At 61.2% G+C, this 23,791-nt stretch carries 23 protein-coding genes and 1 riboswitch; of the genes, 6 read left to right on the forward strand and 17 right to left on the reverse strand.

The genetic code is table 11. The features are described 5' to 3' along the window. Positions 1–14: 14 nt before the first annotated feature. The 8 genes from kamE to kamB all read right to left on the reverse strand — a co-directional run bounded on the left by kamE (position 15) and on the right by kamB (position 9,153). Positions 15–806 carry a lysine 5,6-aminomutase subunit beta gene (gene kamE, locus SRB521_RS10985; RefSeq protein ID WP_033116256.1) on the reverse strand — a complete coding sequence of 264 codons (792 nt, stop codon included), beginning with the start codon at positions 804–806 and terminating at the stop codon, positions 15–17. Further along, entirely contained in the window at positions 803–2,365 is a 1,563-nt protein-coding gene (gene kamD / locus SRB521_RS10990; protein WP_058117284.1) for a lysine 5,6-aminomutase subunit alpha, read from the reverse strand. The genes kamE and kamD overlap by 4 nt, the downstream gene beginning before the upstream one ends. A 94-nt stretch (positions 2,366–2,459) precedes the next feature. Further along, positions 2,460–3,731 (reverse strand): lysine 2,3-aminomutase, encoded by a 1,272-nt coding sequence (kamA, locus tag SRB521_RS10995; RefSeq protein ID WP_033116258.1) that lies wholly within the window; start codon positions 3,729–3,731, stop codon positions 2,460–2,462. 72 nt (positions 3,732–3,803) lie between these two features. Further along, the gene (gene kdd, locus SRB521_RS11000; RefSeq protein ID WP_033116259.1) at positions 3,804–4,844 is read right to left on the reverse strand and encodes an L-erythro-3,5-diaminohexanoate dehydrogenase; all 1,041 of its coding nucleotides are present in this window, start codon (positions 4,842–4,844) and stop codon (positions 3,804–3,806) included. Positions 4,845–5,056: 212 nt separating this feature from the next. Further along, positions 5,057–5,875 carry a 3-keto-5-aminohexanoate cleavage enzyme gene (gene kce, locus SRB521_RS11005; protein ID WP_033116260.1) on the reverse strand — a complete coding sequence of 273 codons (819 nt, stop codon included), beginning with the start codon at positions 5,873–5,875 and terminating at the stop codon, positions 5,057–5,059. Positions 5,876–5,890: 15 nt separating this feature from the next. Then, positions 5,891–6,277 (reverse strand): 3-aminobutyryl-CoA ammonia lyase, encoded by a 387-nt coding sequence (kal, locus tag SRB521_RS11010; RefSeq protein WP_033116293.1) that lies wholly within the window; start codon positions 6,275–6,277, stop codon positions 5,891–5,893. Between the two features lie 164 nt (positions 6,278–6,441). Further along, a riboswitch (Lysine riboswitch) is annotated at positions 6,442–6,618 on the reverse strand. A gap of 61 nt (positions 6,619–6,679) precedes the next feature. Continuing rightward, a complete protein-coding gene (gene kamC / locus SRB521_RS11015; RefSeq protein ID WP_116721844.1) occupies positions 6,680–8,110 on the reverse strand; it encodes a lysine 5,6-aminomutase reactivase ATPase KamC in 1,431 nt (476 codons plus the stop codon). Positions 8,111–8,151: 41 nt separating this feature from the next. Next, on the reverse strand, positions 8,152–9,153 hold the full coding sequence (gene kamB / locus SRB521_RS11020) for a lysine 5,6-aminomutase reactivase subunit KamB (protein WP_075703517.1): 1,002 nt from the start codon (positions 9,151–9,153) through the stop codon (positions 8,152–8,154). Between the two features lie 369 nt (positions 9,154–9,522). On the opposite strand from kamB, the gene SRB521_RS11025 reads away from it, so the two are divergent. Together SRB521_RS11025 and SRB521_RS11030 are read left to right on the forward strand one after the other, a co-directional pair. Further along, complete coding sequence (locus tag SRB521_RS11025) at positions 9,523–10,980, forward strand: aminotransferase-like domain-containing protein (RefSeq protein WP_116721845.1); 1,458 nt, start codon at positions 9,523–9,525, stop codon at positions 10,978–10,980. A 121-nt stretch (positions 10,981–11,101) separates the two neighbouring features. Further along, entirely contained in the window at positions 11,102–11,560 is a 459-nt protein-coding gene (locus SRB521_RS11030) for a helix-turn-helix domain-containing protein (RefSeq protein ID WP_033116264.1), read from the forward strand. A gap of 99 nt (positions 11,561–11,659) precedes the next feature. On the opposite strand, the gene SRB521_RS11035 is transcribed toward SRB521_RS11030, so the two are convergent. Beyond that, entirely contained in the window at positions 11,660–12,739 is a 1,080-nt protein-coding gene (locus SRB521_RS11035; protein ID WP_242943904.1) for a P-loop domain-containing protein, read from the reverse strand. 257 nt (positions 12,740–12,996) lie between these two features. On the opposite strand from SRB521_RS11035, the gene SRB521_RS11040 reads away from it, so the two are divergent. After that, the gene (locus SRB521_RS11040; RefSeq protein WP_165366628.1) at positions 12,997–14,451 is read left to right on the forward strand and encodes an MBOAT family O-acyltransferase; all 1,455 of its coding nucleotides are present in this window, start codon (positions 12,997–12,999) and stop codon (positions 14,449–14,451) included. 11 nt (positions 14,452–14,462) lie between these two features. Beyond that, positions 14,463–15,488, forward strand: coding sequence for a hypothetical protein (locus SRB521_RS11045; protein WP_075703513.1), 1,026 nt, complete (start codon positions 14,463–14,465; stop codon positions 15,486–15,488). A 184-nt stretch (positions 15,489–15,672) separates the two neighbouring features. Here SRB521_RS11045 and SRB521_RS11050 read toward each other — a convergent pair whose 3' ends face one another. Further along, on the reverse strand, positions 15,673–16,374 hold the full coding sequence (locus SRB521_RS11050) for a FadR/GntR family transcriptional regulator (protein ID WP_058117278.1): 702 nt from the start codon (positions 16,372–16,374) through the stop codon (positions 15,673–15,675). A gap of 363 nt (positions 16,375–16,737) precedes the next feature. Here SRB521_RS11050 and SRB521_RS11055 point away from each other — a divergent pair, with 363 nt between their 5' ends. After that, positions 16,738–17,025 carry a hypothetical protein gene (locus SRB521_RS11055; protein WP_116721847.1) on the forward strand — a complete coding sequence of 96 codons (288 nt, stop codon included), beginning with the start codon at positions 16,738–16,740 and terminating at the stop codon, positions 17,023–17,025. Between the two features lie 99 nt (positions 17,026–17,124). Here the strand turns inward: SRB521_RS11055 and pepT are convergent, their stop codons facing one another. Then, a complete protein-coding gene (pepT, locus tag SRB521_RS11060; protein ID WP_075703511.1) occupies positions 17,125–18,336 on the reverse strand; it encodes a peptidase T in 1,212 nt (403 codons plus the stop codon). A 123-nt stretch (positions 18,337–18,459) separates the two neighbouring features. On the opposite strand from pepT, the gene SRB521_RS11065 reads away from it, so the two are divergent. After that, complete coding sequence (locus tag SRB521_RS11065) at positions 18,460–19,410, forward strand: alpha/beta hydrolase (protein WP_075703510.1); 951 nt, start codon at positions 18,460–18,462, stop codon at positions 19,408–19,410. A gap of 32 nt (positions 19,411–19,442) precedes the next feature. Here SRB521_RS11065 and SRB521_RS11070 read toward each other — a convergent pair whose 3' ends face one another. The 6 genes from SRB521_RS11070 to SRB521_RS11095 form a co-directional block, all read right to left on the reverse strand. Then, positions 19,443–20,141, reverse strand: a complete 699-nt coding sequence (locus SRB521_RS11070) for a hypothetical protein (protein WP_116721848.1) — start codon at positions 20,139–20,141, stop codon at positions 19,443–19,445. A gap of 99 nt (positions 20,142–20,240) precedes the next feature. Further along, positions 20,241–21,035, reverse strand: coding sequence for a hypothetical protein (locus SRB521_RS11075; RefSeq protein WP_075703507.1), 795 nt, complete (start codon positions 21,033–21,035; stop codon positions 20,241–20,243). Positions 21,036–21,049: 14 nt separating this feature from the next. Next, positions 21,050–21,403 carry an arsenate reductase family protein gene (locus tag SRB521_RS11080; protein ID WP_075703506.1) on the reverse strand — a complete coding sequence of 118 codons (354 nt, stop codon included), beginning with the start codon at positions 21,401–21,403 and terminating at the stop codon, positions 21,050–21,052. Positions 21,404–21,565: 162 nt separating this feature from the next. Beyond that, positions 21,566–22,030, reverse strand: coding sequence for an S-ribosylhomocysteine lyase (locus tag SRB521_RS11085; protein WP_075703505.1), 465 nt, complete (start codon positions 22,028–22,030; stop codon positions 21,566–21,568). Between the two features lie 117 nt (positions 22,031–22,147). Next, the gene (locus tag SRB521_RS11090; RefSeq protein WP_058117272.1) at positions 22,148–22,876 is read right to left on the reverse strand and encodes a GntR family transcriptional regulator; all 729 of its coding nucleotides are present in this window, start codon (positions 22,874–22,876) and stop codon (positions 22,148–22,150) included. Further along, complete coding sequence (locus SRB521_RS11095; RefSeq protein WP_116721849.1) at positions 22,866–23,627, reverse strand: GntR family transcriptional regulator; 762 nt, start codon at positions 23,625–23,627, stop codon at positions 22,866–22,868. The genes SRB521_RS11090 and SRB521_RS11095 overlap by 11 nt, the downstream gene beginning before the upstream one ends. Between the last annotated feature and the right edge of the window lie 164 nt (positions 23,628–23,791).

Raw genomic sequence — 23,791 nt, forward strand, 5'->3', positions numbered from 1 at the left:
GAGGGTAACGGCACTTACTCCTTGCCCATCCGGCGGGCCATTTCCTTCACAGCGAAGGTGATGACGTCACCGGCGTAGGTGCCCGCGCCGAAGCCGGCGTCAAAGCCCAGCTCCTTGGCCAGCGCGTGGGTAATGCGTGCGCCGCCACAGCACAGGATCATCTTGTCACGGACGCCCTCGGCCTCGGCCAGCTCGATGAACTCCGTCATGTTCTTGATGTGGACATCCTTCTGGGTGACGGTCTGAGAGATCAGGGCCACATCAGCGTGAAGCTCCTGACACTTCTGGAGGAACTCCTCGTTGGGGACCTGAGAGCCGAGGTTATAAGCCTCGATCATCTCGTACCGCTCCAGGCCGTAATGGCCGGCAAAGCCCTTCCGGTTCATGATGGCGTCGATGCCCACGGTATGGGCATCGGTGCCGGTGGAGGCGCCCACCACCACGATCTTACGGCCGATGTGCTCCCGGATATATTCGTTGGTCTCCTCCATCTCCATGGCTTCATCGGCCACGGTGAGGACCTCGATCTCGTTGTAGTTGACGCTGTGGGTCACTGCGCCGTAGACCACATAGAAGGTAAAGGTCTCATCCAGCTTCTGGTGCAGGGCCACGTTGGGGTCGGCGATCCCCATCTTCTGGGCCATCTGCACGGCAGCGGCCTGTCCCTTAGCGTCGTCCTTAACAGGCAGGGTGAAGGACATCTGCACCTTGCCGTCGTTCATGGTGTCGCCATAGGGGCGCAGCTTGGTGAGATCCAGGGTGGTGTCCAGGTCTTTGTCTCTGATTTGATACAGTCCGGAACTCATTTGGAAGCGCCTCCTTTCATCATGGGCTCCATGAAGGGATTGCGGTACCCGGGCGCCTTCTGGAACACGCCATCCAGGCCCTTGCCGCCGTCGCGGGGCCGCTTGATGTCGGCAAAAATGCCCTTCTCCAGCGTCTCAAAAATGCCGAGCTGCTCGATGTCCCCCAGCAGATTGGTGGCCTTGGTGAGGACCTCGTTGGCACGGGTCTGCATAATACCGCCCTCTTTGAAGACGATCTCGCTTCCCAGGTCCTTCATGGTGCGGAAGATATACTGGGCGTTCTGAATGGCCAGGAAACGGTCGGAGAGGAAGGGCGTATGGATGGCCTCGGTCATCATGCCCAGCAGATGGATCTTCTGGTCGGTGAGGATGGTGACGATATTGAAGAGGGCATCCTGCACATGGCCGCGGAAGATGTTGCCCGTCATAAACTTCGTGGGGGGCATGTACTTCAGGGGAGCCTTGGGGAAGATCTCCCGGGCCATCTCGGCCTGCGCCAGCTCATAGAGGAAGCCGTTCTCCACATCGGGATCGATCTCAAAGGCGTGGCCCAGGCCCATCTGCTCCTCGGGTAGGCCGGCACGGAGGGCAAATGCCTCGTTGAGGAACTGGGAGGCCAGCACGGTATGCGCCTCCTCCACGGCGTCGGCCGTCGTGAGGTAGTTGTCCTCGCCGGTGTTGATGACCACGCCGGCATAGGCGTTGATCGCACGGGAGAAGGACTGGTCCACCAAGGTCCGCTGCATATTGATGTCGCGGAACAGAATGCCGTACAGGGCGTCGTTCAGCATCACATCCAAACCCTCGAAGGCACCCATGGCGGCGATCTCGGGCATACAGAGGCCGGAGCAGTAGTTGCACAGGCGGATGTAGTGACCCAGCTCCTCGCCTACCTTGTCCAAGGCATCCCGCATCAGGCGGAAGTTTTCCTGGGTGGCGTAAGTGCCGCCGAAGCCCTCGGTGGTGGCGCCGTAGGGCACGTAGTCCAGCAGGGACTGGCCGGTGGTCCGGATGACGGCGATGACATCGGCGCCCTGACGGGCGGCGGCGGTGGCCTGCACGATATCCTCATAGATATTGCCGGTGGCCACGATCAGGTAGATCCAGGGGCCCTCTTTATCCCCGTACTTGGCCAGCAGCTCCTCACGGCGGTTGCGGCGGGCGGCGATCTTCTTCAGGCTCTCCTGCACCACGGGCTCGATGGCTTTGTCGATCTCAGCGTCGGAGTGGGTGGGCAGCGTGGTGAGGTCCAGGGACCCGTCGGCCACGGCCTCGGCAATCTCCTGGGTGGACTTGCCGGTCTCCACCATCGCATTTCCGATCCAGAACGTCACACCCTGTCCCAGCGCGCCCTTGCCGGTGAGATGCTCCACCACCACGTTGGGCAGCGGCACCTCAAAGGAGTTGACGCCGTCGATGCCCAGCAGCCGGCACACGGTACGCTCCACGGCCACGGTGGTATGGCGGTCAATAAAGCGCTGCGTGTCATCGGCCACCTTGGAAGCATGGTTACGGGCCTGCTCCACAAGGTCAAAGTTCAAATTGAGCTTGGATTCCAACACATATCACTTCCATTCCATATATTTTTTACGCGGAAGGCGGGGAAAACGGATCGCCGCGCCGCAGCGCGGCGATCCGCCCTTTTCCCGATGCTTAGTGTTCTTCTCTCTTGTGGCGCTCCAGGTTGGCGGGCTCCATGGAGAGGGCCTGGCCGCGCTCGAGGCCGGCGACGCCCATCAGCTCCACCTTGCGCTTGCCCTCGCGCTCAGCCTTGCAGTACTCGCACTGGCAGGTCTCCTCATAGTGCTCGGGCTCAGTGTAAGTGGTGATGACGCCCTCGTAGTTGCGGAGGATGACCTTATGCGGAGTCTGGGAGATGACATACTGCGGCATGACGGGAGTCTTGCCGCCGCCGCCCGGGGCGTCCACCACGAAGGTGGGCACACAGTAACCGGAGGTGTGGCCGCGGAGGGCCTCAATAATCTCGATGCCCTTAGAGACGGGAGTACGGAAGTGCTCCAGACCCATGGACAGGTCGCACTGATAGATGTAGTAGGGACGCACGCGCATCTCGACCAACTGGTTGACCAGTTTCTTCATGGTAAAGACACAGTCGTTCACCCCGGCCAGCAGCACGGACTGGTTGCCCAGAGGCACGCCGGCATCGGCCAGCATGGCGCAGGCCTTCTGCGCCTCGGCGGTGATCTCCTGGGGATGGTTGAAGTGGGTGTTCAGCCAAATGGGATGATACTTCTTGAGCATGGCACACAGCTCGGGCGTGATGCGCTGGGGGCACACCACAGGAGTACGGGACCCCAGACGGACGATCTCCACATGGTCGATCTCACGCAGACGGGAGATGATGTACTCCAGCATATCGTCGGAGAGCATCAGCACGTCGCCGCCGGAGAGGAGAACGTCGCGGACGGTGGGCGTATTGCGGATATACTCGATACACTTGTCGATCTGCTCCACAGGCACACTGGTGTCGTGCTGACCAGCAAAGCGGCGGCGGGTGCAGTGACGGCAGTACATGGAGCACTGGTCGGTGGTCAGCAGCAGCACGCGGTCAGGATAGCGGTGGGTGAGCCCGGGCACAGGGGAGTCGGAATCCTCGTGCAGAGGGTCCAGCAGGTCGGCGCAGGACTGATGCAACTCCTTGGCGGTGGGGATGGCCTGCTTACGCACGGGGTCATGGGGATCGTTGGGGTCGATCAGAGAGAGGTAATAGGGGGTGATGGCCATACGCAGGGTGCCCAGGCAAGCCTTGACGCCCTCCTCCTCCTCGGGGGTCAGCTCGATGTACTTTTTCAGGTCCTCCAGGGTCTCGGCCCGGTTGGCGACCTGCCAGTGCCAATCGTTCCAGTCGGCGTCGGACACGTTGGGGAACAGCTGTTTACGGCGAGACTCGTTGGTAAACTTCATGGTAAGTAAACCCCTTTCATGACTCAGGCCGCTATGGCCTGCAATTCCAAAATCAAGAGATTGGATCCCGTCTTACAGATACTTCTTCTCGAAGTAGGCCTTCAGTTCGGGGTTCTCACGCAGCTCGGCCAGCGTGATCTCGGCATGGCCCTTGGTATAGCCGTTGCCCACGATCATGGTGACGTCCTTGCCTACGCCCTCGGCGCCCAGGGCGGCCTTGGCAAAGTCGGTCGCCATGGAGAAGAAGTAGACGATGCCGTTGTCGCGCACGGGCAGGATGGCGCTCATCTCGCAGGCGGGCACGTTGACAATGAGGATGGAGACGTCGTACTCCTTGCCGTTGTTGGCGGCCAGGGATTTCTCCAGCACATCCATGGGGTCGGTGGCGGAGGCGACAATGGCCTCATGGCAGAGGTGCATGCTCTTCAGGAGGTCGGCATCGGCCTGGCAGATGACCAGCGCCACCACCTTGCCGGTGGGGCCGACGCGCTTCATGGCCTCGTAGCAGCACATCATGCCGCCCTTGCCTGCGCCGCCGAGGATCAGCACGCTGTCGCCGGCCTGGACCAGTTTGGCGGTCTGAGCGGGCGCACCGGCCACGTCCAGAGCGGCCAGCGCCAGCTCTTCGCTCATATCGTCGGGCAGCTTGGCATACAAGCCGCTTTCAAACAGGATGGCCTGGGCCTCGACCTCAACGCGGTCGATCTCAGGGTGAATCGCTTTGATTTTCCCGATCTTCAGGGGGGTCAGGGACAGGGAGACCAGAGAGGCAATCTTATCGCCCACCTTCAGGTCGATCTTACCCTGCAGATCCTCGCCGATCTCCTTGACCGTACCGATGAACATGCCGCCGGAGCCGGTGACGGGGTTCTGCATCTTGCCGCGCTCGTTGACGATATCCAGGATCATCTGCTCGGTCTTGCCCAGGTCCTTGCCGCAGGCCTCATAAATCTGGGTAAAGGAGGCGGAGTCGATGTTCAGGGCGGAGACGTCACAGAGGATCTCGTTGGAGTAGCACTCCATGGTATTGTCGATCTTCTTGGCGGCCTGGGTCATAAGGCCCTTGGGCTCAATCACGCGGTGGACACCATACTTATTGCCTTTTTTCTGCATGTTTTGACCTCCATTTATCTGTTTGGGGACCAATCTGGTTTGGGAATTGTGGGATTGGAATTTTTGGTTTGGGTTTTGGGAATTGGAATTGTGGGATTGGTTTGGGTTTGGAATTTGGGAATTTGGTGGACGGGGTGAAAACGCGGGTCCCCATATCGCGCCCGCCCGGTCCGGGATTGGGAAAAATGGGAAATGGGAATTGTATCAGAAACTCAGCCCAGGCTGAGAATCTTACGGGCCTCGGCGGGATTGGCGACGGGGCGCCCCAGCAGGTTGGCCAGCTCAACCACCCGCGCTACCAGCTCGCCATTGGATTTGGCGAGGACACCCTTGGAGAGATATACCGTGTCTTCAAAACCCACGCGGACGTTGCCGCCCATGGGAATGGCCGCTGCCGCCAGCTCGTAGGCAAAGCGACCGATACCGGTGGCGGTCCAGGTGGACCCGGCAGGAATGGCGTTCACCAGCCACTGGAGATTGCCGGCGGTAGCGGGGGTACAGCCGCTGACGCCCAGGACAAAGTTGAACTGCATGGGGTCGCCGGGGACCAGTCCCTTTTTCGCCATCTTCAGGATCGTGTCCAAGTGACCCATCTCAAAGCACTCGTACTCGGGCTTGATGTGGTTTTCCAGCATGCGCTTGCCGAAGGCCCGCATGGTGGGCATATCGTTCATGAACACGTCGTCCCCGAAGTTGCAGGTGCCGCAGTCCAGCGTAGCCATCTCGGGGAAGAGCTCGGTGGGCTGGAGCCGCTCCTCCGCCGTCATGCCGACTGCGCCGCCGGTGGACGGGATAAGGATCACGCCGGGGCAAGCTGCCTTGATGGCATCCATGACCACCCGGAACCGCTCCCGGTCCTGGGTGGGCGTGCCGTCGTCCTCACGGACGTGCACGTGAATGACCGCCGCGCCCGCGTCAAACGCACTCTTGGCCTCCCGCACCATCTCATCGACGGTGTAAGGGACGGCGGGATTGTTTTCCTTGGTGACCTCGGCGCCGCAGATGGCGGCGGTGATGATCAGTTTCTCCACGAGATCGCTCCTTTCTTATCGGGCAATGCGCTGCTTGTCCTTGGGCACCACACAGGTGCCGGAGGCGCGGCAGACCACGACAGGCTCGGCCAGCACATCGGCGGCGGAGTCGTTGATGTCGGGACGGGAGATGATGACCTTGCGGGCCTCGAAGGTCATCTTCCGGGAGGTATTGCCGATCTTGGTGATGGTGCCCTCAGCCTCGATATAGTCGCCAGCATAGACGGGCGCCAGGAATTCCACGTTGTCGTAGGCGCAGAAAAGGCCCTCATCGCCGTCGCATTTGATGAGCAGCTCGGTGGCCACATCGCCGAAGAGATGGACCATGTGAGCCCCATCCACCAGATTTCCGCCGTAATGGGCGTCCTTTGCGCTCATGCGGAGCCGGAGTAGAGATTTCATTTCTTCCATTGGTAAGCCCTCCCAAATTTAAAAATTTTTATGTAAATCTTATTGGACCCAAAAAACAACAAGCGCCGCCCGCTTTCCGCCCAAAGGCGGAAAACGAACAGCGCTTCATGACGCAGAATAAAAAGGCGCACTATTTACATCCGGGAAATCACCCGCATGTAAATAGCGCACCATGTAGTCATGACACTCCGTACGCACTGAGCGTACGACGCAGGAGTAGTACCCAACAGCGTCCCTACCCCTTCGGCGGTGGTCCCATTCCCATCGTTCATCGGGCCTGCCAACCCTTTGCATTACGATGCTACCTGGCGCACCGCGCCTCTATTCACCATATTATTAAATTGTTGTTATGTACTTTTAACAAAATCTATTATAGCACGCCGTTTAGGTTTGTCAACTATTTTTTGAGAAAATTTCCATAAGGTCCGGTTCCAGGTCCAGAAGCCTACAGACTCTAAGCGCGTCGCGGGGACATGGCTCCCCCGGCTCGGACTCGATGAGGTGGTAATCCATCAGTCTGGAGAGGCGGTCCAGCGGCGCCTCGTCCTTCCGGATGGCGGCGGTATCCAGCGCCCCCAGTCCGGCCACCCGGTAGTGCCGCCTGGCCGCGTCGGAGACTCCATCATAGTGGGTCGTCAGAAGCGCCACGCAGTTGAGCCGGCCCAGATATTCCACCAACGCTCTGGCCAGGGCCGCGCCCTCCCGCGGATTGGTGCCCCGGGCAAACTCGTCCAGCGCCACGTAGAAAAATTTGCCCTTTTCCTGCCGCAGCACGTCGCCCAGCGCCGCCACCTCGGCTCCGAAGGAGCTCAGGCCCTGCTCCACGGACTGGCGGTCCGTGCAGATGAGGGAGACGCTGTCGAACAGCGGCGCCGAAAATGCCTTTGCAAAGGTGAAAAAGCCGGTCTGCGCCAGCAGGAGGTTGAGGGTAAGGCTCTTCATGGAGACACTTTTGCCACCCATATTGGCGCCGGTGATGACAGTGGCCCCCTGCTCCAATGAGAGGGAGACCGATGTGAATTCGCCGCCCCGCTCCTTCAGGTGGTCGGCCACCTCGGGATGGATCATATCCACCGCCACCACCCTTGCCTCCGCAGTGACGGCCGGGCGGCAGCAGCGGAACCGCCTGGCCAGCTTCGCCTTGGCCAGCACCAGATCCAGCCGCCCGATGGCTTCCATGGTAGAGAGGAAGGTGTCCCTGTCCCGGAGCAGCGCCATGGTCAGCCGCTTTCTCGCCTCCAACTCCAAGCGGTCCTCCTTGAGCACCAGCTCCCGGCGGCGGGCCATCAGATCATCCCGGCCCTTTTTTTCCGTCTGCCGGAGGGCGTTCTCCACCAGGGCCTTCTCCTCCCGGACCCGCTCCAGAGCGGGCTCAAAGGCATTTTCCACGGAGAAGGCGGGCAGCCTGCGTCCGCTGGGGTCCAGCAGATTCAGTGCGGCGTCCATGGGCCGGATCTCCAGCCCCTCCAGCCGGGGCAGCTTGCCGCACTCCTCCGCCAGGCGCTCCAGATAGATCAGGAAATGCTTGACCTCAAACAGCTCCACCTCGTCCATGGGCGCGCTGGTGGGCCGCTTGAGGGAATTGCGGATATCATGGAACTCGGACAGGATGTGGATGATGCTCTCCAGCAGGACGGAACCCTCCCCCATCAGATTCAGGAGGGTATCCACGCGGGAAAACTCCGCCTCCAGCTTGTCCTGTTCTCCGGGACCGTACCATTTGGGATTGCGCACCAAGGCGTGGCCGAAAGGCGAGGCGGGCTCCACCCGGGTCATGACCCAGCTATAGCCGGTGTCCTCCTTGAGCTGCGAATTCAGTTTCATGTATATTCACCTCAAAAGCATTCTATTTCGGTCCGGAAAGGTCAGTTTTCTCCCTTCACGTTCACCACGGGTACCGTGACCACGCTGCGCAGCGCGCGCAGAAGCTCCGCGCCGTCCAGATGCTTGCCGTAGGCCGACCAGGGGTTGGCGGTGACGGCTGCGATGGTCAGCTTTTGACGCACCAGCAGCTCCCCGCCGCAGCGATGAAAGGTCTCGGTGGAGGTGCGGTCGCAGAGGAAATGGGTGGCATCCGGTGCCGCCAGCACAATGGGTGCCCCGCGCCGCGCCAGAGTGCGCAGGGTGGGCCCGGTGACACCGCCACCGATCCAGAGCACACACTTCTCCCGCGGCAGCTCGTGCCACCTGGGCTGTCCGTTTTCCTCCAGCGCCAGCGGGAGGCGCTCCCCCTCCAAGGTATACAGGGCGTAGCGGGCGGTCTCCCGGCTCAAGGCCGACCACAGCCCCGTGTGCTCCGCCTCCGGTGTGGCAAAAAGCCGGCAGGTATGGGCGGTCTCGGCGGCGATGGCGGAGACACCACCGTCCATGGATGCCCCCACGCACAAAATAGCACAGGCGCCGGGCTCCGCACCCGCCAGGGATTTTCGCCCCGCAGCCCCATCGATGAGGACCCGCCTGGCCCCCATGGCGCGGAAGGTATGGGACAGCGGCGCCAGTTGGTTGACGGCGGAAGGACCGGCCAACTGGATAAATCCATCGCTGAGCGCCCGGAAAATCCCCACCGCCCCCAGCGGCGTCATCACATCGGTGACTCCCTCCACTTGGAGGGTCGTGTCACACAAGGGGAGCATTCCCCGCGCGGTGGCGAACAACGTGCCCTTGGGCACCCAGATTTCCGGCTTCTCCGTGCCGGTCACCACATCGGTGCGCTCCCCGTCCCGGCCCACCGAGGTCATGGCCAGCACCTCCCCGGACAGCTCCTTGATGAGCCGGCACATGGCCGTGGTCTTGCCGGCATTCTTGCACAGGCCGATGATCGTAATGGTAGGCGCATCCCCCACCAGGGGGGCGAGCAGCGGCGTCATGGCAGTCCCTCCTTGTCGCTTCAATTGGTTTCCAGTATCTCCATTATAGGGGGCCTTCGTCGGAAATGTCAATGCCTGCCTGCAGAGCCTTTTCAAATACATCGGAGGCCGGCTCCCTCTTCATGTCCGGCCTCCGATGTACTTTTTTCGCAGCATGAGCATGCTCATATCAGAAAAGATGCCGTCCTGTCCCTCCGCCCTGCCGCATACGCTTTTCGACCGCCGGTCTCCCTGTTGGGCTTGACTTTTCCCCCAACCAAGTATATCATCGTCCGGACGGGCGGTGGGTTCGGCCGTCATATCTCCTGAAGGCCCCCTTTCTCCACCCCACCGCCGATATCCCGCGCAGGCGCAAAGGAGGCGTTTCCTATGTCCGACGTGATTTTTAACTGGGTTCCGGACCGCGGCTCTCCCCTCCCCCTCTACCGCCAGCTGGCAGATTATATCAGTGGAAAGATCGCTTGCGGCGACTGGGCTGTGGGTGACCGGCTCCCCGCACAGCGCGTCCTGGCCCAGCGGCTCGGCCTGAACCGCAGCACAGTGGTCCAGGCCATGGAAGAACTCGCCTCCTTCGGCGTGCTAGAGGCGGACTACGGCGGTGGGACACGGGTAGGGAGCAACACCTGGTCCCTGCGTATGGCCGGAGGTGGAATGGACTGGGGACGTTATCTGCATGCCGGCCCCTTCCCTGCAAACACCCCAACCATTCAAACCATATTCCGCCTGGAGTTCCAGCCCGGATATTATCGGTTGGGCAGCGGTGAGCCCTCCCCTCAGCTCTTTCCGCGGGAGGCCATCGGAGAGGCGCTGAGCAGAGCGGCGGCCCGTGCTCCCGCCCTTGGCTATCTGCCTCCCGCGGGGCTGCCGGAACTGCGAGAGGCCGTGGCGCACCGGCTGGAGCGGCGCGGTATCCGGCTCCCTCCCTCCTGCGTGCTCATTACCTCTGGGGCAATCCAGGCTCTTCAACTCATTTCCGCCTCCATGCTCAAGTCCGGCTCCACAGTCTTTGCCGAGTCCCCCACCTATCTCAAATCTCTTCAGATTTTTCCGTCCGCCGGTGCCCGCCTGCAAGGGCTCGCCATGGACCGCGAGGGGTTGCGCCCCGGCGCGCTGCGTGCCGCGCTCACCCCCTGCGCCGCCCGCAGCGGCCTTCTCTACACCATCCCCACCTTTCAAAATCCCACCGGGACCACGATGCCACAGTCCCGCCGGGAGGAACTCTTTCAACTGTGTCTGGAGCGCCGCCTTCCCGTCATCGAGGACGACGCCTACGGCGAACTGTGGCTGGACGCCCCGCCCCCTGCTCCAATCAAAGCGCTGGACCGGACCGGCGGCATCCTCTATCTGGGCACGGTGTCCAAAACCCTTTCCCCGGGGCTACGCCTGGGGTGGCTGGTGGGTCCGGAATCGGTCGTCCAGCGTCTGGCGGACGTGAAGAGCCAAACCGACTGTGGCACCAGTTCCCTCTCCCAGTGGGCCTTTCTGGAACTCTTGGAAAGCGGGGCCTATGACGCCCACCTGGCGGCGCTCCGCGCCGCGCTGCGCGCCCGCCGCGACGCTGCAGCAGCTCTCCTGACGCGCCGCTTCTCCTCCCTCGCAGACTATTTCCTGCCCTCGGGCGGATTCTATATCTGGCTGCGCCCCAGGCCGGAGGCCGCCACGGAGCGTCTTTTCCAGCGCGCGCTGGAGTGCGGGCTGCTGCTCCACCCCGGTACACTCTATGACTTCGGCCGTACCAGCGCGCTGCGGCTCTCCTACGCCTATGAGAGCCCGGAGCGATTTTCCCGCGGGCTCGGGCTGCTGGCCGATCTTCTGGAAGGAAATTAGCGTCCGGAACATCTGCGAGTCCGTCCCGCACCTTGTCTTTTCCCTCCGTTCTGCTATAATGGTGCCTGCTGAATCAACTGCGCTGCGGTTGATCCGTTTGGCTGCAAGGAGGTCGATTACCATGGTTACATTGGCACAGCGTCTGGAAGAGCTGCGCACTGAGCGCGGACTGAGCCGTCCCGCCCTGTCCGCAGAACTGGGATTTCCCAAAAATGCGGTGGAAAAGTTTGAAACAGGACGACAAACCCCCACCCGCGAACAGCAGGAAAAAATTGCTTTCTATTTTGGCGTCTCCGCCTTTTACCTGCGCGGCGAGAGCAGTGACCGCACCCGCCAGGACAATTGGATGGACGCGGCCTATGCGGAGGAGCCCCCTGTCTCTGTTCCCACCCCGCCTCCCGCTGCGAGGTGTCCCAGGGAGAGCGCCGGCGAAACCCACGGTACCGTGCTGGACTCTCTCCTCTCGGGGAAACAGTTTCGGGATCTGCTCCGTGCGGCCGTGCTGGATACCCTCAGTTCTCCCGAGGGGCAGGAGCTGATCGCCAAAGCGGTCCGCAGGGAGCTCTCCAACCGCCGGTGAAGAGGCTGAAACGTCCTCTTCGCCTCCCAGCGCTTTCTTCGCTCAGTGCCCCCAGCGTGCAAGAGGCCGCGCACCCAACAGGTGCGCGGCCTCTTGCATTCACTCCGTGAGGAGCTCCCGCGCGATGCCGTCTGCCATCATGTGGACCTGATCAAAGTCCACATAGGGATTGTACAGGGCCTCCAACTCGTCGTGCATAGCCTTGGCCTGGGCCAGGGACTCCACCGCCTCGTCCACCAAGGCGGCGGATACCTTGCGGGAAAATTTCAGTCTGGCCTTGCTGCGGTGCACCGCCTCCAGATCCGCCATTGCGTCCATCCTGATCCGGCGGTAAGGTCGTTTCTCGTAGGGAAGCGCGGGGCTGCTGGTGACAAAAGCCAGGGACAGGTCCGGCACAATGAGGTGCTCCAATCGGTCCGGCTCCATGGGCGAAGGACAGGCGACGACATCATGTCCTGCCGCCACCGCTCCGGCGAGCAGATGGGAGAGCATCAGGTGTCCCAGCCTGTAGGTGTCCGCAAGCTCGTAGACCCGTTTGCACAGCCGGTCCACCGTGCCGAATTCACAGAGGAGCCCCTTGTGCGTGACCGCGGACAGGAATCGCTGCTTCACTTTCCCGCTGTCCGTCCCATTTCTGCGCACTTCCCGGGATAAAATACCCTTGGACCGCTTGGCAATTTTTGCTTCCACCGCCGGCGAAGCCGCAATGGCCCGCATGTCGGAGGAGATCTCCGCCGCCGCGTCCAGGCAGCGGTAGGCGCGCTGATAGCAGGCCTTGTAGCCCTTCATCGCCTCCATGATCTCTTTTCGCACATCCCCCAGCCCCGTCCGGTCATAGCAGTCGCCCAGATTGACGTACCGCTCCACCACGCCGGGATATTTGGGCTCCACCACATGGGGCGCAGTGCCGTCCACGATGGCGGCTTTTTTCTGTGGGAGAACGATGGCGTCCAGAGACTCAGGGTCTCCGGAACAGGGTATGTACTCCACATCCAGTCCCCGCTCTTCCGCCTGCCTGGCCACCCGCTTCATCAGGGTGGACTTGCCGCAGCCGGGGCCTCCTTTCAGGATCAAAATGTCCGCCGCCTGAGCGGGGTCGATGAGCTGATCGTACAGCGAATAGAAACCTGCCGGGGAATTCGCCCCCAAATAAAATCGGACCTGTGGTTCCGTTGTCATTGGCCTACCCTCCAATACCGTTTCTACCACAAGGTATGCCGCATCGACCGCGGCGGTGCGGCCCAGCGGCGGCCTTTTCACGTTTTTTGCCGCTCAAACTCGGAAAAGCAGCTCTTTTCCCAGCCCGCGACAGTCTCCGGCCCTCTCTCTCGTCAATGCTGCACCGCGTTTGCCCCCGTATGGCCGCCTTGCTATTTCGCCGGATTTACGATAGAATATCCGCATGCAGTTCCACGCCCTATTGGAGGTGTCCGCCCTTGAGCTTTCTCTCTCCGGGATTTTTCCTGTTCTTTCCCCTGGTCACGCTGTTCTATTTCCTGCTGCCTCAGCGGGCCCGAAATCTCTGGCTTTTGGTGAGCAGCTGGTATTTTTACCTCTGTGCCGGCGCAGGTTCCTTTCTCTTTCTTCTCTGCGTCCTGACCCTTACCTACACCGGCGCCCGCTTTCTGGAAGGGCAGTCGGGACGGGCCAGACGTCGGGTCCTGACGCTCCTCCTTCTGCTGCTGTTTGGAACGCTGTTTCTATTCAAATACCTGGGCTTTGCTCTCTCCATGCTGGAGCGGTTCCTCTCCGCCGCAGGGCTGTCCTTTACCTCTCCTGCCCTGGAGCTCATCCTCCCCGCCGGTATTTCCTTTTACCTCTTCATGGCGGCCGGATATCTCATCGACGTCTATCGGGGGAACCGGCCCGCGGAGCGCAGCTTCCTTTTATTTGCCCTCTTTCTCTCCTTCTTCCCCTACCTGCTCTCCGGCCCCATCGGCCGGGCAGACACCCTCCTTCCCCAATTCCGGGAAACCCACCGTTTCTCTTATGACGGCTTCCGCAGCGGACTGCTGCGCTTTTTATGGGGTGCTTTTAAAAAGCTGGTCATTGCCGACCGCCTGGGCATGTTGGTCACCACCGTATATGCCGCGCCGGATCAGTTTGGCCGCCTCCAGGTCATCGCGGCCGCCGCCGCCTTTTCCATTCAAATTTACTGCGACTTCTCCGCTTACTCGGATATGGCCTTGGGCTGCGCCCAGGCGCTGGGTTTCCGGCTGATGGAAAACTTCCGCACGCCCTACTTCTCCCGCTCCATCGGGGAGTTCTGGCGGCGCTGGCACATCTCCCTCTCCTCCTGGTTCCGGGACTACCTCTATATCCCTCTGGGCGGGAACCGCAGAGGGCGGATGAGAACGTATGCAAATCTCCTCATCGTCTTTGCCGTCAGCGGCCTGTGGCACGGCTCCGCCCTGGCCTTTGTGGCCTGGGGGCTCCTCAACGGGCTTTATCAGGTGATCGGCGGTCTTACCGCCGATCTGCGCACCCGGGTGCGCGGCAGGTTGGGCCTGACGGAGGACGGCCGGCTCACTGTCCTGCTCCAAGTCGGGATCACCTTCCTTCTGAGCACCGTCGCCTGGGTTTTTTTCAAAGGCGGCTCCTTCACCCACGCCCTTTTTATCTTCCAAAACATGTTTACCGGCCCTTGGCTGACCCATCCCGTCACTGCCTGGGGGCTGGACCGGCCGGAGCTCGTCGTGGCATTTTTCGCTATTCTGCTCCTCCTAGCTGTGGATCTCGCCTCTCTTCGTGTGGACCTGTGGACCGGTTTTCTTCGCCTGCCCCGTCCCCTGCGCTGGGCTCTGGCGCTCTCTCTGACGCTGGCGGTCCTCATCTGCGGCATCTACGGCACCGGCTATGATCCCCAGGACTTCATCTATTTCAAATTTTAGGGGGCGGTGAAATGAATCGGAAAGCGGTTGTACGGGAGTTCTGTTTCGCCGTGCTCTTTCTGCTGCTGGCCGTGCTTCTCATCGGGCTGACCTCCACAGCGCTGCGCCCCGTCCGCACCAGCTACGGCGCCGTGTGGGGTCCCTATCTGGGGGAGCCCGAGGACAGCTTGGATTATCTCTGGCTGGGCAGCTCCTATGCCTACTGCGACGTCAATCCCGCCGTGATCTACGATGAAACCGGCCTGACCGGCTATGTGCTGGCCGGCCCGGAACAGACGCTCTCCCAGACCTACTGGTACCTCCGCCAGGCGCTGGAGACCCAGCGTCCGTCCGCCGTAGTGCTGGAAGCCTCCGCGCTCCATTTCGCCAAATATCAGAACTACACCCAGGTCAATGTGGGATACCTCCCCGCCGGCCTCAACAAGCTGGGGGCCGTCTTCACCGCCTCCGAGCCAGAACTGCGCACCGGTTTGCTGTTTGACCTGTACTTTTACCACAGCCGCTGGAAGACCGCCACCTTCGGGGAGCTCCGGTCGGCGCTCGCTCCTCCCCTGGCCGACCAGTGCAAGGGCTATACCGCTGTGGACGGGGTTTTCGACGCCATCGGCGACGGCCCCTTTCTCCGCGACGTTCAAGAGGAGGCGGTCTACCGTGCCAATCTGGAGGACTTGGGACGCATCGCTTCTCTCTGTGCGGACCGGGGCATTCCGCTGGCAGTGGTTTTTCACCCTACCTACAGTCAGCTTCCCTCTCAGGTCCGCGAGGCCATTCGGGCGGATGTGGCCGATCTGGATGCACATATCCGCTTTTTTGACTGGAGCGAGGAGGTGGAGGCAGCGGGGCTGGAGCCCTCTCTCCACTTTTATGACCCCGGCCATCTGAACCGGGCCGGGGCGGCGCTCTTTTCCGCTTGGCTGGGGGATTTCCTCACTGGTGAGATGGGGCTCGTTCCCAGACCTCAAACGGGAAAAAATGCCGCGGCCTGGGCGGAGACCGTCCGCTTCTGGCAGGAGGGCGGTCCTGCCGTCACGGAATAAAAAACGGCGGGACAGATGCTGTTTTTCACGCGCGTTCTGACGCTTTGTACCCGGGCGCCTCCGCTTTTAGGGCTGTGAGACAAAACGGGTCCACCCCCCGGCCGTCTCCGCTCGCTTTGCGCGGCAAAGCGAGCAAAACGAGGCCCGGCTTCCGAAGAAGCCGGGCCTCGTTTTCTTGCTTTTGTCAAAAAAGGTCCACCATAGCGGAATCCACCACACGGAAGTGCTCCCGCATCATGCGCGCTGCCTCCACTCCGTTTCGATCCTGGAGGGCCAGCACGATCCCCTGGTGAGTATCCTGGAGCCGCTTGCGATACCCCTCATCCAGCATCATTTTTTCCCGCATATGACTGATAAAGCTGTCCACTGTCTCGCTCATAGCCCGCAGAATAACCATAATGAGCTGATTCCCCGCCGCCTCGCCGATGAGGTAGTGCAGACGCTTATCCAGTGCGGCGCTCTTTTCCAAATCGTTTTCATCCCGGAGCTGCCAGACGATATCCTCCAGCTCGCTGAGCTGCGCGGGGCTGACCCGCTCGGCCGCCAGCAGCACGGTCTGGCTCTCCAAGCCCTGCCGCAGTTCGCTCACCTGGCGATAGTCGGTCGCCCCCAGCAGCATCATCATCTGTGTGGACTCCGCCAGATTTTTTTCAATATCGCAGGAGACGAAATTTCCCGCCCCCTGGGTGCTGGAGATGAACCCCATCAAGCTCAGGGTCCGCAGCGCCTCCCGCACGGAATTGCGCCCCACGCCGAGCTGCTCGGCCAACTCCCGTTCCGGGGGCAGCTTTTCTCCCTGCTTCAGGTCGCCCTTTAAAATTTCACCTTTGATATAGCTGATGACCCGCTCATAGGCCTTTCCTTGCTGCACGCTTTCCTCTTTCATTCTTTTCCTTCCGCTCTTTCCTGCGTTTTTACGCTTCTCCCCCGTGGGGGGCCCGGCTCTCCGGCCTCTCTGTCTCCAGCGTCCCCACGCAAATCAGAGCCGCAGATCGGTCCACCCACATTTGAAAATGGTATTACCTATTTGTTTTTTATTATACCACAAACTTTTCAAAAGGCCATACCCTTTCGGCTTTTTTCCATTTCCTTTTCTCCCTTGGATCGTTCAAGAGATTCCGAACAATCCCATCCGCTCGGGAGGCCCGGCCGGTCACGAGGGCAGAATACTCTGTCGCATTTCGTCGGTCGGGAACATAGGATATTTCTGCGGAGGCTCTCCGCAATATTTGAGATGGAGGAACAGGTTATGTGCTGGAGCAATTCCAATTGGTGCGGCTGCGGATGCAACCGCTGGGGCCGTAGGTGTGGCTGTGGATGCAGCCGCTGGGACTGTGGGTGCGGCTGCACCGGGAATGGATCTGGAAATTCCAACGGAAGCGATCCCACCTGGCGCTGCCGCTGGGTCTGCACGCCCAACTGGTCCACAAATTCCACGGCCCTGACCGACGCCGCTTCCGATTTGGCGACGACGGACAGCCTGCCCTTCGGCGCGGACTTCTTTACAGGGGATTCCGGCTGCGGCTGCAGCGGCTGATCCGACACAGCAAAAATGCCTGGGACGGCGTGCCGCCCCAGGCATTTTCAATCTGTCGAAAGAGATGGTTCCGGAAAGAGCGGACAGGTTCCCGCGTTTTCACTTGCCCTCTGTCACCAGGTGGACCAGGACTTCCACCATCTTCTCCAGGGCATACACGGGAATATACTCCATAACGCCGTGGAAGTTGGCGCCGCCCGTGGAGAGGTTGGGGCAAGGAAGGCCCATGTAGGAGAGCCGCGCCCCGTCGGTCCCGCCCCGGATGGGAACCTCCACCGCCTCCACACCGGCCTTCTGGAAGGCCGCCCGGGCCCGGTGGACGAGATACATATGGGGCTCAATCTGTTCCCGCATGTTATAGTAGGAGTCCTTGAACTCCACCTGCACGGCGGTGGGGCCATACTTCTCGTTGAGATAGGCCGCGATCAAATTCATCCGCTCTTTCCGCGCCTCGAAGCGGGCACGGTCGTGATCCCGGAGGAGAAAGCTCAGCCGGGTCTCCGTCTCATCCCCCTCCATCCGATTGAGATGATAAAAGCCCTCGTATCCCTCGGTGTGGGCGGGGGTTTCCGCCGGGGGTAGCATACCGGCAAACTCCATGGCAATGAGGCAGGCGTTCTTCATCTTGTTTTTGGCCGAGCCGGGGTGGATGTTGAAGCCCCGGATGGTGACCCGGGCCGAGGCGGCGTTGAAGTTCTCATACTCCAACTCCCCCAGCTCTCCGCCGTCCACGGTATAGGCCGCTGCAGCCCCAAAGCCCTCCACATCAAAATGGTCCGCGCCGCTGCCCACCTCCTCGTCGGGCGTGATGCCCACGGCAATCCGCCCGTGGGGCAGCTCCGGATGATTGACCAGGTATTCCATGGCGGTCAGGATCTCGGCCACGCCGGCTTTGTCGTCCGCTCCGAGGAGGGTGGTCCCGTCTGTGACGATCAGGTCCCTGCCCACATACTTTTTCAGACTCTCAAAGTCCGCTTCCCGCATGATCACGCGCTCAGAGAGGGGGATATCTCCCCCCTCGTAATGGATGATCTGCGGTTTGACGCCATCCCCCGGCGCATCGGGCGAGGTATCCATGTGGGCGATGAGCCCCACACAGGGGATACCCTCACAGCCCGCGGTGGCCGGGAGCCAGCCGTAAACATAGCCGTACTCGTCCATCTTTGCCCCGTGGAGCCCGATCTCGGTGAGCTCCTGCGCCAGCGCCGCCCCCAGAAGCTTCTGCTTGGCGGTGGTGGGTACCGTGTCAGAGTCCTCTGCGGACTGTGTATCAAAGGAGACATACCTCAAAAAACGTTCTATCACATTCATACCGTCAGGTCCTTTCCAGTCCGTCCCGTAATCCCGCCGCTTTGCCTATTGACGCGGCGGCGCGGGCAGACTACACTGAGTAAAGTGGTTTTTTTAGTTTATCACAAAAGGAGCTCGATTGCTATGGCCTTGCGAGAGGAATTTTCTTATCCTTCCAGTGACGGACGGCATCAGATCCACGCCCTTCGGTGGCTGCCGGAGGAGAGCGGCCCCCGGGCCGTGGTCCAGTTGGTGCACGGGATCTCAGAACATATGGGCCGGTACGACGGCTTTGCCGCCTATCTGGCGGATCACGGTTTCGCCGTGGTGGGCCATGATCATCTAGGCCACGGGAAAACCGCCCGTGGGCGCCGGGAATACGGCTTTCTGGGCGAGCAAAACGGCTGGGCCTATCTGGTTCACGACACCCGCACCCTTCGGGAGCTGACGGGGGAGCGGTTTTCCGGTCTCCCCCACTTCCTCATGGGGCACTCCATGGGGTCCTTTGTGGTCAGGACCTATCTCATCGACTATCCCGGCACTGTGGATGGCTGCATCCTCTCCGGCACCGGGCAGGAGCCGCCCTTTCTGGTGGCCTTCGGCCGCGGACTCTCCGGCCTTCTGCTCCGCATAAAGGGCGGGAACCACGTAAGCGGGCTGGTCACCGCCCTGTCCCTGGGGGCGTATAACCGCCAGTTTCGGCCCACCCGCACCAGCGCCGACTGGATCAGCAGGGATCAGGCCGTGGTGGATGCCTACGTCCGAGACCCCATGTGCCGCTTCGTCCCCACTGTGGGCATGTTCCACGACATGATGGAGGGGCTCCAGTTCATCTCGGACCCCCGAAATCTCAGGCGCATGGACCCCTATACGCCGGTCTATCTCTTTTCCGGCGACGCCGATCCCGTGGGTTCCCGTGGAAAAGGCGTGCGGAAGGTCGCGGGCTTTTTCCGTGAGTCGGGATGCCGGGACGTGACGGTAAAGCTCTACCCCGGGGGGCGGCATGAGATGCTCAATGAGATCAACCGCGATACTGTCTACCAGGATGTTCTCGACTGGCTGGAGCTCCATATCATGACAAAGGAGGGCGGCTGAGCCGCCCTCCTTTGTCATGACCCTGCACATTTTTACTGGGCGTAGCTCCCATAGTAGTCGATCATCATGCCGTCCAAATTCTGCCAGTCCGTGCCCACCATTTCATAGACGTTCTCGTCATTGAGCTTGAGCTGGATGATACAGGACTGCTCCGTCTCATATCCCACGTCGGGCAGCAGCCCCCGGACAAGCGCAATGACCTTGTCCGCATACCGGGCCTCCAGGGCCTCATACTCCGCATCGGACATCGCGTTGATCTGCTCGTCACTGGTGATGCCCGCAGAGGCGGCTACCTCTATCCAAACCGTGTCCAGATCGGCGGTATTTTGAAACTGCACCATGAGGTCTATGGGTTCCACCAGCACCTCTACGGCAAAGTTACCGTTGTCCAGCTTGCTGGCGGGCTGGACCGTATATTTACACTTGGCGTAGATCTCCTTGTAGAGCTCGACCACCTTCTCCTTGGTCTCATCGGAAGGGTAGATGCTGGCGAAGTCCATAAACCAGTCGGCTTCGGCACCCAGGTTCCACTCATAGTCCTCCGCAGCCTCCGCCTCGGTCATGTCCATCAGCTTGAGGTAGTCCTCGTTGTACTGCCCCAAATAGGTGGAATCGATCTGACCCTTGACGTACACGGTGGCGTCGTCCTTTGTGACCCCGCCGCAGGCGGCCAGGCCGGCTGTCAAAACCGCCGCCGCCCCAAGGACGGCGATCCGCTTGCTGATTTTCATGCTGTCTCCTCCAATATTTTCTCTTTTTCTTCACTTTCCCAAAAAAGCAAATGCATCTCACTCTTTCGCCCCGCGCCGTGTCAAGGTTCGCCGACCGTTCTACCCGAGCAATAGATATGCGGCGCCGGAAAGGAGCAGGGAAAGCAGTGCAAAGGCCAGACCCACCCCCAAAAAGGAGGCGATCACCACAGCGGTCTTTTTGAGGGCGGCGTTCACTTCGATCCCAAGCAGCGTGGTGACCGCGCCGAACAGCACGCAGAGCGCCGCCACCACGGCCAGCCCTGCGGCGGCGCCCCGCAGGTCGGCGGGGCTCAGCGTCATGTGCGTGCTGATGGAGAACACCAGGTAAAGGCAAAGTACGCCCCGGAGAATTCCAAGCCCCCGCAGGCGGAACAGTCCGCTGAAAAATCCGGAGCAGGCCGCCCCCAGAAGGGCCGGGGGACCTCTGCGGTCCCCCAGCGCTCCGGTGAGCCGGTCACTGGAGGAGCGGAACACCTCCGGCGTAAGCAGCCTCAGGAGCAGGAGAATGGCGGCCACACCCAGCACCATGGGAGCAATGCCTACAAAAAAGCTGCCCAAGCGCTGCCAGAGACTTCCCGGGTCATAGGCATACCGGACATACCCCAGAATACCGTCGGCGCGGCCCGCCACCGGGCGGAAGAGGGCCACCTCGGTCACCTGGATCCCAAACAGCTTACACATGAGGTAGTGTCCCAGCTCATGAATCGGAGTCCCGGCCACGCCGGTAAAGAGGACCCCGCCCCATCCGAACAGACGATAGAGGAGCTCTGTACTTTTTCCCTCCACAAAGCCCAGCAACAGTCCGCATACCACCAAAACTCCCACTGTGGCCCCAAAGGCTCCCAGAGCCCGTTTTCCCATGGTCGCCAGCATTGCCGTGCCTCCCTTTATTGTTCCAGCCGCTCCATCCACTCGGCCTCTTTAAAGCCGGTGACCGCAAAGTTTTCTCCCACCAAAATGGGCCGCTTGACCAGCATACCGTCCGTGGCCAGAAGGGCGAACTGTTTCTCCTCCGACATGCCGGGCAGCTTATCTTTGAGCCCCAGAGCCTTGTACTGGAGTCCGCTGGTGTTGAAGAACCGCTTGAGGGGCAGTCCGCTCATGGCATACCACCGCCGCAGCTCCTCCTCCGTGGGCTTTTCCAGCTTAATGTCCCGGGTCTCCACCGCCACGCCGTGGGCGTCCAGCCACGCCTTGGCCCTCTGACATGTGGTGCATTTGGGGTACCATACCAACAACATCTTTTTTCTCCTTTCCAAATTGCAGGCTCTGTCTGCAAATCGTCCACACGCCCCATTGCCGCCCCCGAGACGCCGTAATCAAAGAGGGCCTTTTCCATTATTCCTTCCCCCACACCCTCTCCGAGGGCGTCTCCCTCCCCGCGCGGAAGGGGCCATGCCGCGTCAGGCCTGATAGGTCAGCCGCGCCACGGTCCAGTTTTTCAGAATGGGGATCATCTTCTGTGCCGCCGCCCGGGCCCCCTCCAGGTCCTGCTCCCGGTAGTTGCCGCACTCGGCCTCGGAGGCGCCGGGGATGGGGCCCTCATAGCCCGCGATGAAGGCCATGGTCTCCCGGACCAGATCGATGGCCCGTTCCGGCGCCAGACCACGGACCAGAAAATAAAATCCTGTACGGCAGCCCATGGGGCCCACATAGATCACCCGGTCCGACAGCGCCCCGCTGCGGACATAGGTGGCGAAGAGGTGCTCGAAGCTGTGAATGGCGCCATACCCCAGATACGTCCCGCAGTTGGGCCGCACCATACGGATGTCGTAGGTGGTCACATCTCCGTCCACGCGGGAGGTATACATTCCCTCAGTGAGCTTCCGATGGTCCACCTGAAAGCTGGCGATCTGTTTGAGTTCCATATGTTTTCTCTCCTTTTGGATTCTTCTCCTCCACAGAATACCACATTCGTTCCTCGCTGACAATAAAATGAGGGCGCCGCGGCATATGCGGCGCCCCCGTCACATCGGCTGTACACCTCAGCCCTCTCTTTGGTAGCGGACGCTGAAGGTACACTTGTCTCCGCGCGTGTAGGAGCGGGTAAACTCCACGGCCCTACCCTCCTCATCGTAGCTGACACTGCTGAGGACCAGCACGCCGCGGCCCGGCTCGACGTTCAGGAGCCGGGCATCCATGGGGTCGAGCTCTGTGATCTCCAGGCTTTGCTCCCTGCGCGCCACCCGGATGCCATAGAACTCCAGCGCCTCGTAGACCGAGAACACGCCCAGATCCACCTGTTTCAGGTTGGGAAGCAGCGCCTCCGGGATATAGGTCTCCTCCTGGGAGACCGGTTCGCCGCTTACATAACTGACCTGCTTGATGTAGTGGACCGGCTCACCCGGCGCGCAGCTCAGCAGCGCACCGTATACCACACCGGCGGGTCGCAGGGCCTTGACCAGCACCCTGCTCTCCGGCTTGGCCTGCATATTTTGCCGGAACCCGCCCACAGTCTCTAGATCGCGCTCCAGCTTGTCCCCCACCACAAAGATCCCTTTGCCCTGAACGCTCTTCAAGAGCCCCTCTCCGATCAGGGCTGAAATGGCGGAACGGACCGACAGCCGGTGAATCCCATAGGTCTCCGCCAGCGTACCCACCGACGGGATCGCCGTGCCAGGCGGATACTCCCCGCCCTCGATCTTGCCGCGGATAAGCTCCCGGAGCTGGAGGTAGAGGGGAGAGTTGGGCCCGATGGCCTCCTCATGCCTCATGGATGTCGCCTCCCCTCTCGGCGGCGTCCCGCCGCTTGAGCTCACTGGTGATCCGCAGGCGGTCCGGTCGGGCCGCAGCACGGCAGTACTCCAGCAGCTCACCGTTCTGGTCATAGGTCTGGCTGACGATCCAGAAGAGGGGTGCGCCCTCCTCGATGCCCATCAGCTCGGCCTCATCCGTAGTCGCATAGGTAATGCTCACCTTCTCCTCGCCCTGCTCAGGGATGAGACCGTACGCCTCCTCCAACACCGCGAAGAGAGAGCCGCGCTCCAGGTCCCATTTCTCCAGGCCCTCCACCCGCTCCGCAGGCAGGAAAGCCGTTTCCACCATGAGCGGCTCCCCGTCAACCATACGCAGGCGGGCCACCTTATAGAGCGGGTAGCCCAGCACCTGTCCAAACCGCTTGGCCAGCGTCTTGTCGCACTCGATCCGTTTCAGATCCAGCAGTCGGGTCGTGACCCTGCGTCCCTGCTCCGAGGCGGACCGGCTGAGCGACAAGAGACCTTGCAGGTTCCGGGTATATTTGCGCTGGGCCACATAGGTGCCCGCGCCCGGCCGTGAGCACAGCACGCCGTCCTTCTCCATCCGGGCCGTGGCGCTGCGCAGCGCCGACCTGCTCAGCCCCCACGCCTCGCACAGGCTCCGCTCCGAGGGCAGGCGGTCCCCCGACCGGAGCTGATGTTCCACCAGATATCCGTTCAACAGTTCCCGCGCCAGTTCTCTGGGTCTGGGCCTGTAGTCCTGCGTCATGTGTGAGCCCCCTTTGGCCTCTGATCCTTCCGGAGTATATGGTCATCATACCACAGTTTTTTAGAAACCACAACATCATATATGTCTTCATCAATTTGATACCAATATATGCGGCGGCGTGTTACTTCGTCTCCTTATTCCCTAGGTTTGCTCTCTTGTTTTGG

This window comes from Intestinimonas butyriciproducens (assembly GCF_004154955.1).
GTDB lineage: Bacteria > Bacillota > Clostridia > Oscillospirales > Oscillospiraceae > Intestinimonas > Intestinimonas butyriciproducens.

Coding starts and splice junctions, on each gene's coding strand:
- kamE (WP_033116256.1), bottom strand. CDS start 806: ATGAGTTCCGGACTGTATCAAATCAGAGACAAAGACCTGGACACCACC.
- kamA (WP_033116258.1), bottom strand. CDS start 3,731: ATGAAGTTTACCAACGAGTCTCGCCGTAAACAGCTGTTCCCCAACGTG.
- kdd (WP_033116259.1), bottom strand. CDS start 4,844: ATGCAGAAAAAAGGCAATAAGTATGGTGTCCACCGCGTGATTGAGCCC.
- kal (WP_033116293.1), bottom strand. CDS start 6,277: ATGAAATCTCTACTCCGGCTCCGCATGAGCGCAAAGGACGCCCATTAC.
- kamC (WP_116721844.1), bottom strand. CDS start 8,110: ATGAAACTGAATTCGCAGCTCAAGGAGGACACCGGCTATAGCTGGGTC.
- kamB (WP_075703517.1), bottom strand. CDS start 9,153: ATGACGCCGCTGCTCGCCCCCCTGGTGGGGGATGCGCCTACCATTACG.
- SRB521_RS11025 (WP_116721845.1), top strand. CDS start 9,523: ATGTCCGACGTGATTTTTAACTGGGTTCCGGACCGCGGCTCTCCCCTC.
- SRB521_RS11030 (WP_033116264.1), top strand. CDS start 11,102: ATGGTTACATTGGCACAGCGTCTGGAAGAGCTGCGCACTGAGCGCGGA.
- SRB521_RS11035 (WP_242943904.1), bottom strand. CDS start 12,739: ATGACAACGGAACCACAGGTCCGATTTTATTTGGGGGCGAATTCCCCG.
- SRB521_RS11045 (WP_075703513.1), top strand. CDS start 14,463: ATGAATCGGAAAGCGGTTGTACGGGAGTTCTGTTTCGCCGTGCTCTTT.
- SRB521_RS11050 (WP_058117278.1), bottom strand. CDS start 16,374: ATGAAAGAGGAAAGCGTGCAGCAAGGAAAGGCCTATGAGCGGGTCATC.
- SRB521_RS11055 (WP_116721847.1), top strand. CDS start 16,738: ATGTGCTGGAGCAATTCCAATTGGTGCGGCTGCGGATGCAACCGCTGG.
- pepT (WP_075703511.1), bottom strand. CDS start 18,336: ATGAATGTGATAGAACGTTTTTTGAGGTATGTCTCCTTTGATACACAG.
- SRB521_RS11065 (WP_075703510.1), top strand. CDS start 18,460: ATGGCCTTGCGAGAGGAATTTTCTTATCCTTCCAGTGACGGACGGCAT.
- SRB521_RS11070 (WP_116721848.1), bottom strand. CDS start 20,141: ATGAAAATCAGCAAGCGGATCGCCGTCCTTGGGGCGGCGGCGGTTTTG.
- SRB521_RS11075 (WP_075703507.1), bottom strand. CDS start 21,035: ATGCTGGCGACCATGGGAAAACGGGCTCTGGGAGCCTTTGGGGCCACA.
- SRB521_RS11080 (WP_075703506.1), bottom strand. CDS start 21,403: ATGTTGTTGGTATGGTACCCCAAATGCACCACATGTCAGAGGGCCAAG.
- SRB521_RS11085 (WP_075703505.1), bottom strand. CDS start 22,030: ATGGAACTCAAACAGATCGCCAGCTTTCAGGTGGACCATCGGAAGCTC.
- SRB521_RS11090 (WP_058117272.1), bottom strand. CDS start 22,876: ATGAGGCATGAGGAGGCCATCGGGCCCAACTCTCCCCTCTACCTCCAG.
- SRB521_RS11095 (WP_116721849.1), bottom strand. CDS start 23,627: ATGACGCAGGACTACAGGCCCAGACCCAGAGAACTGGCGCGGGAACTG.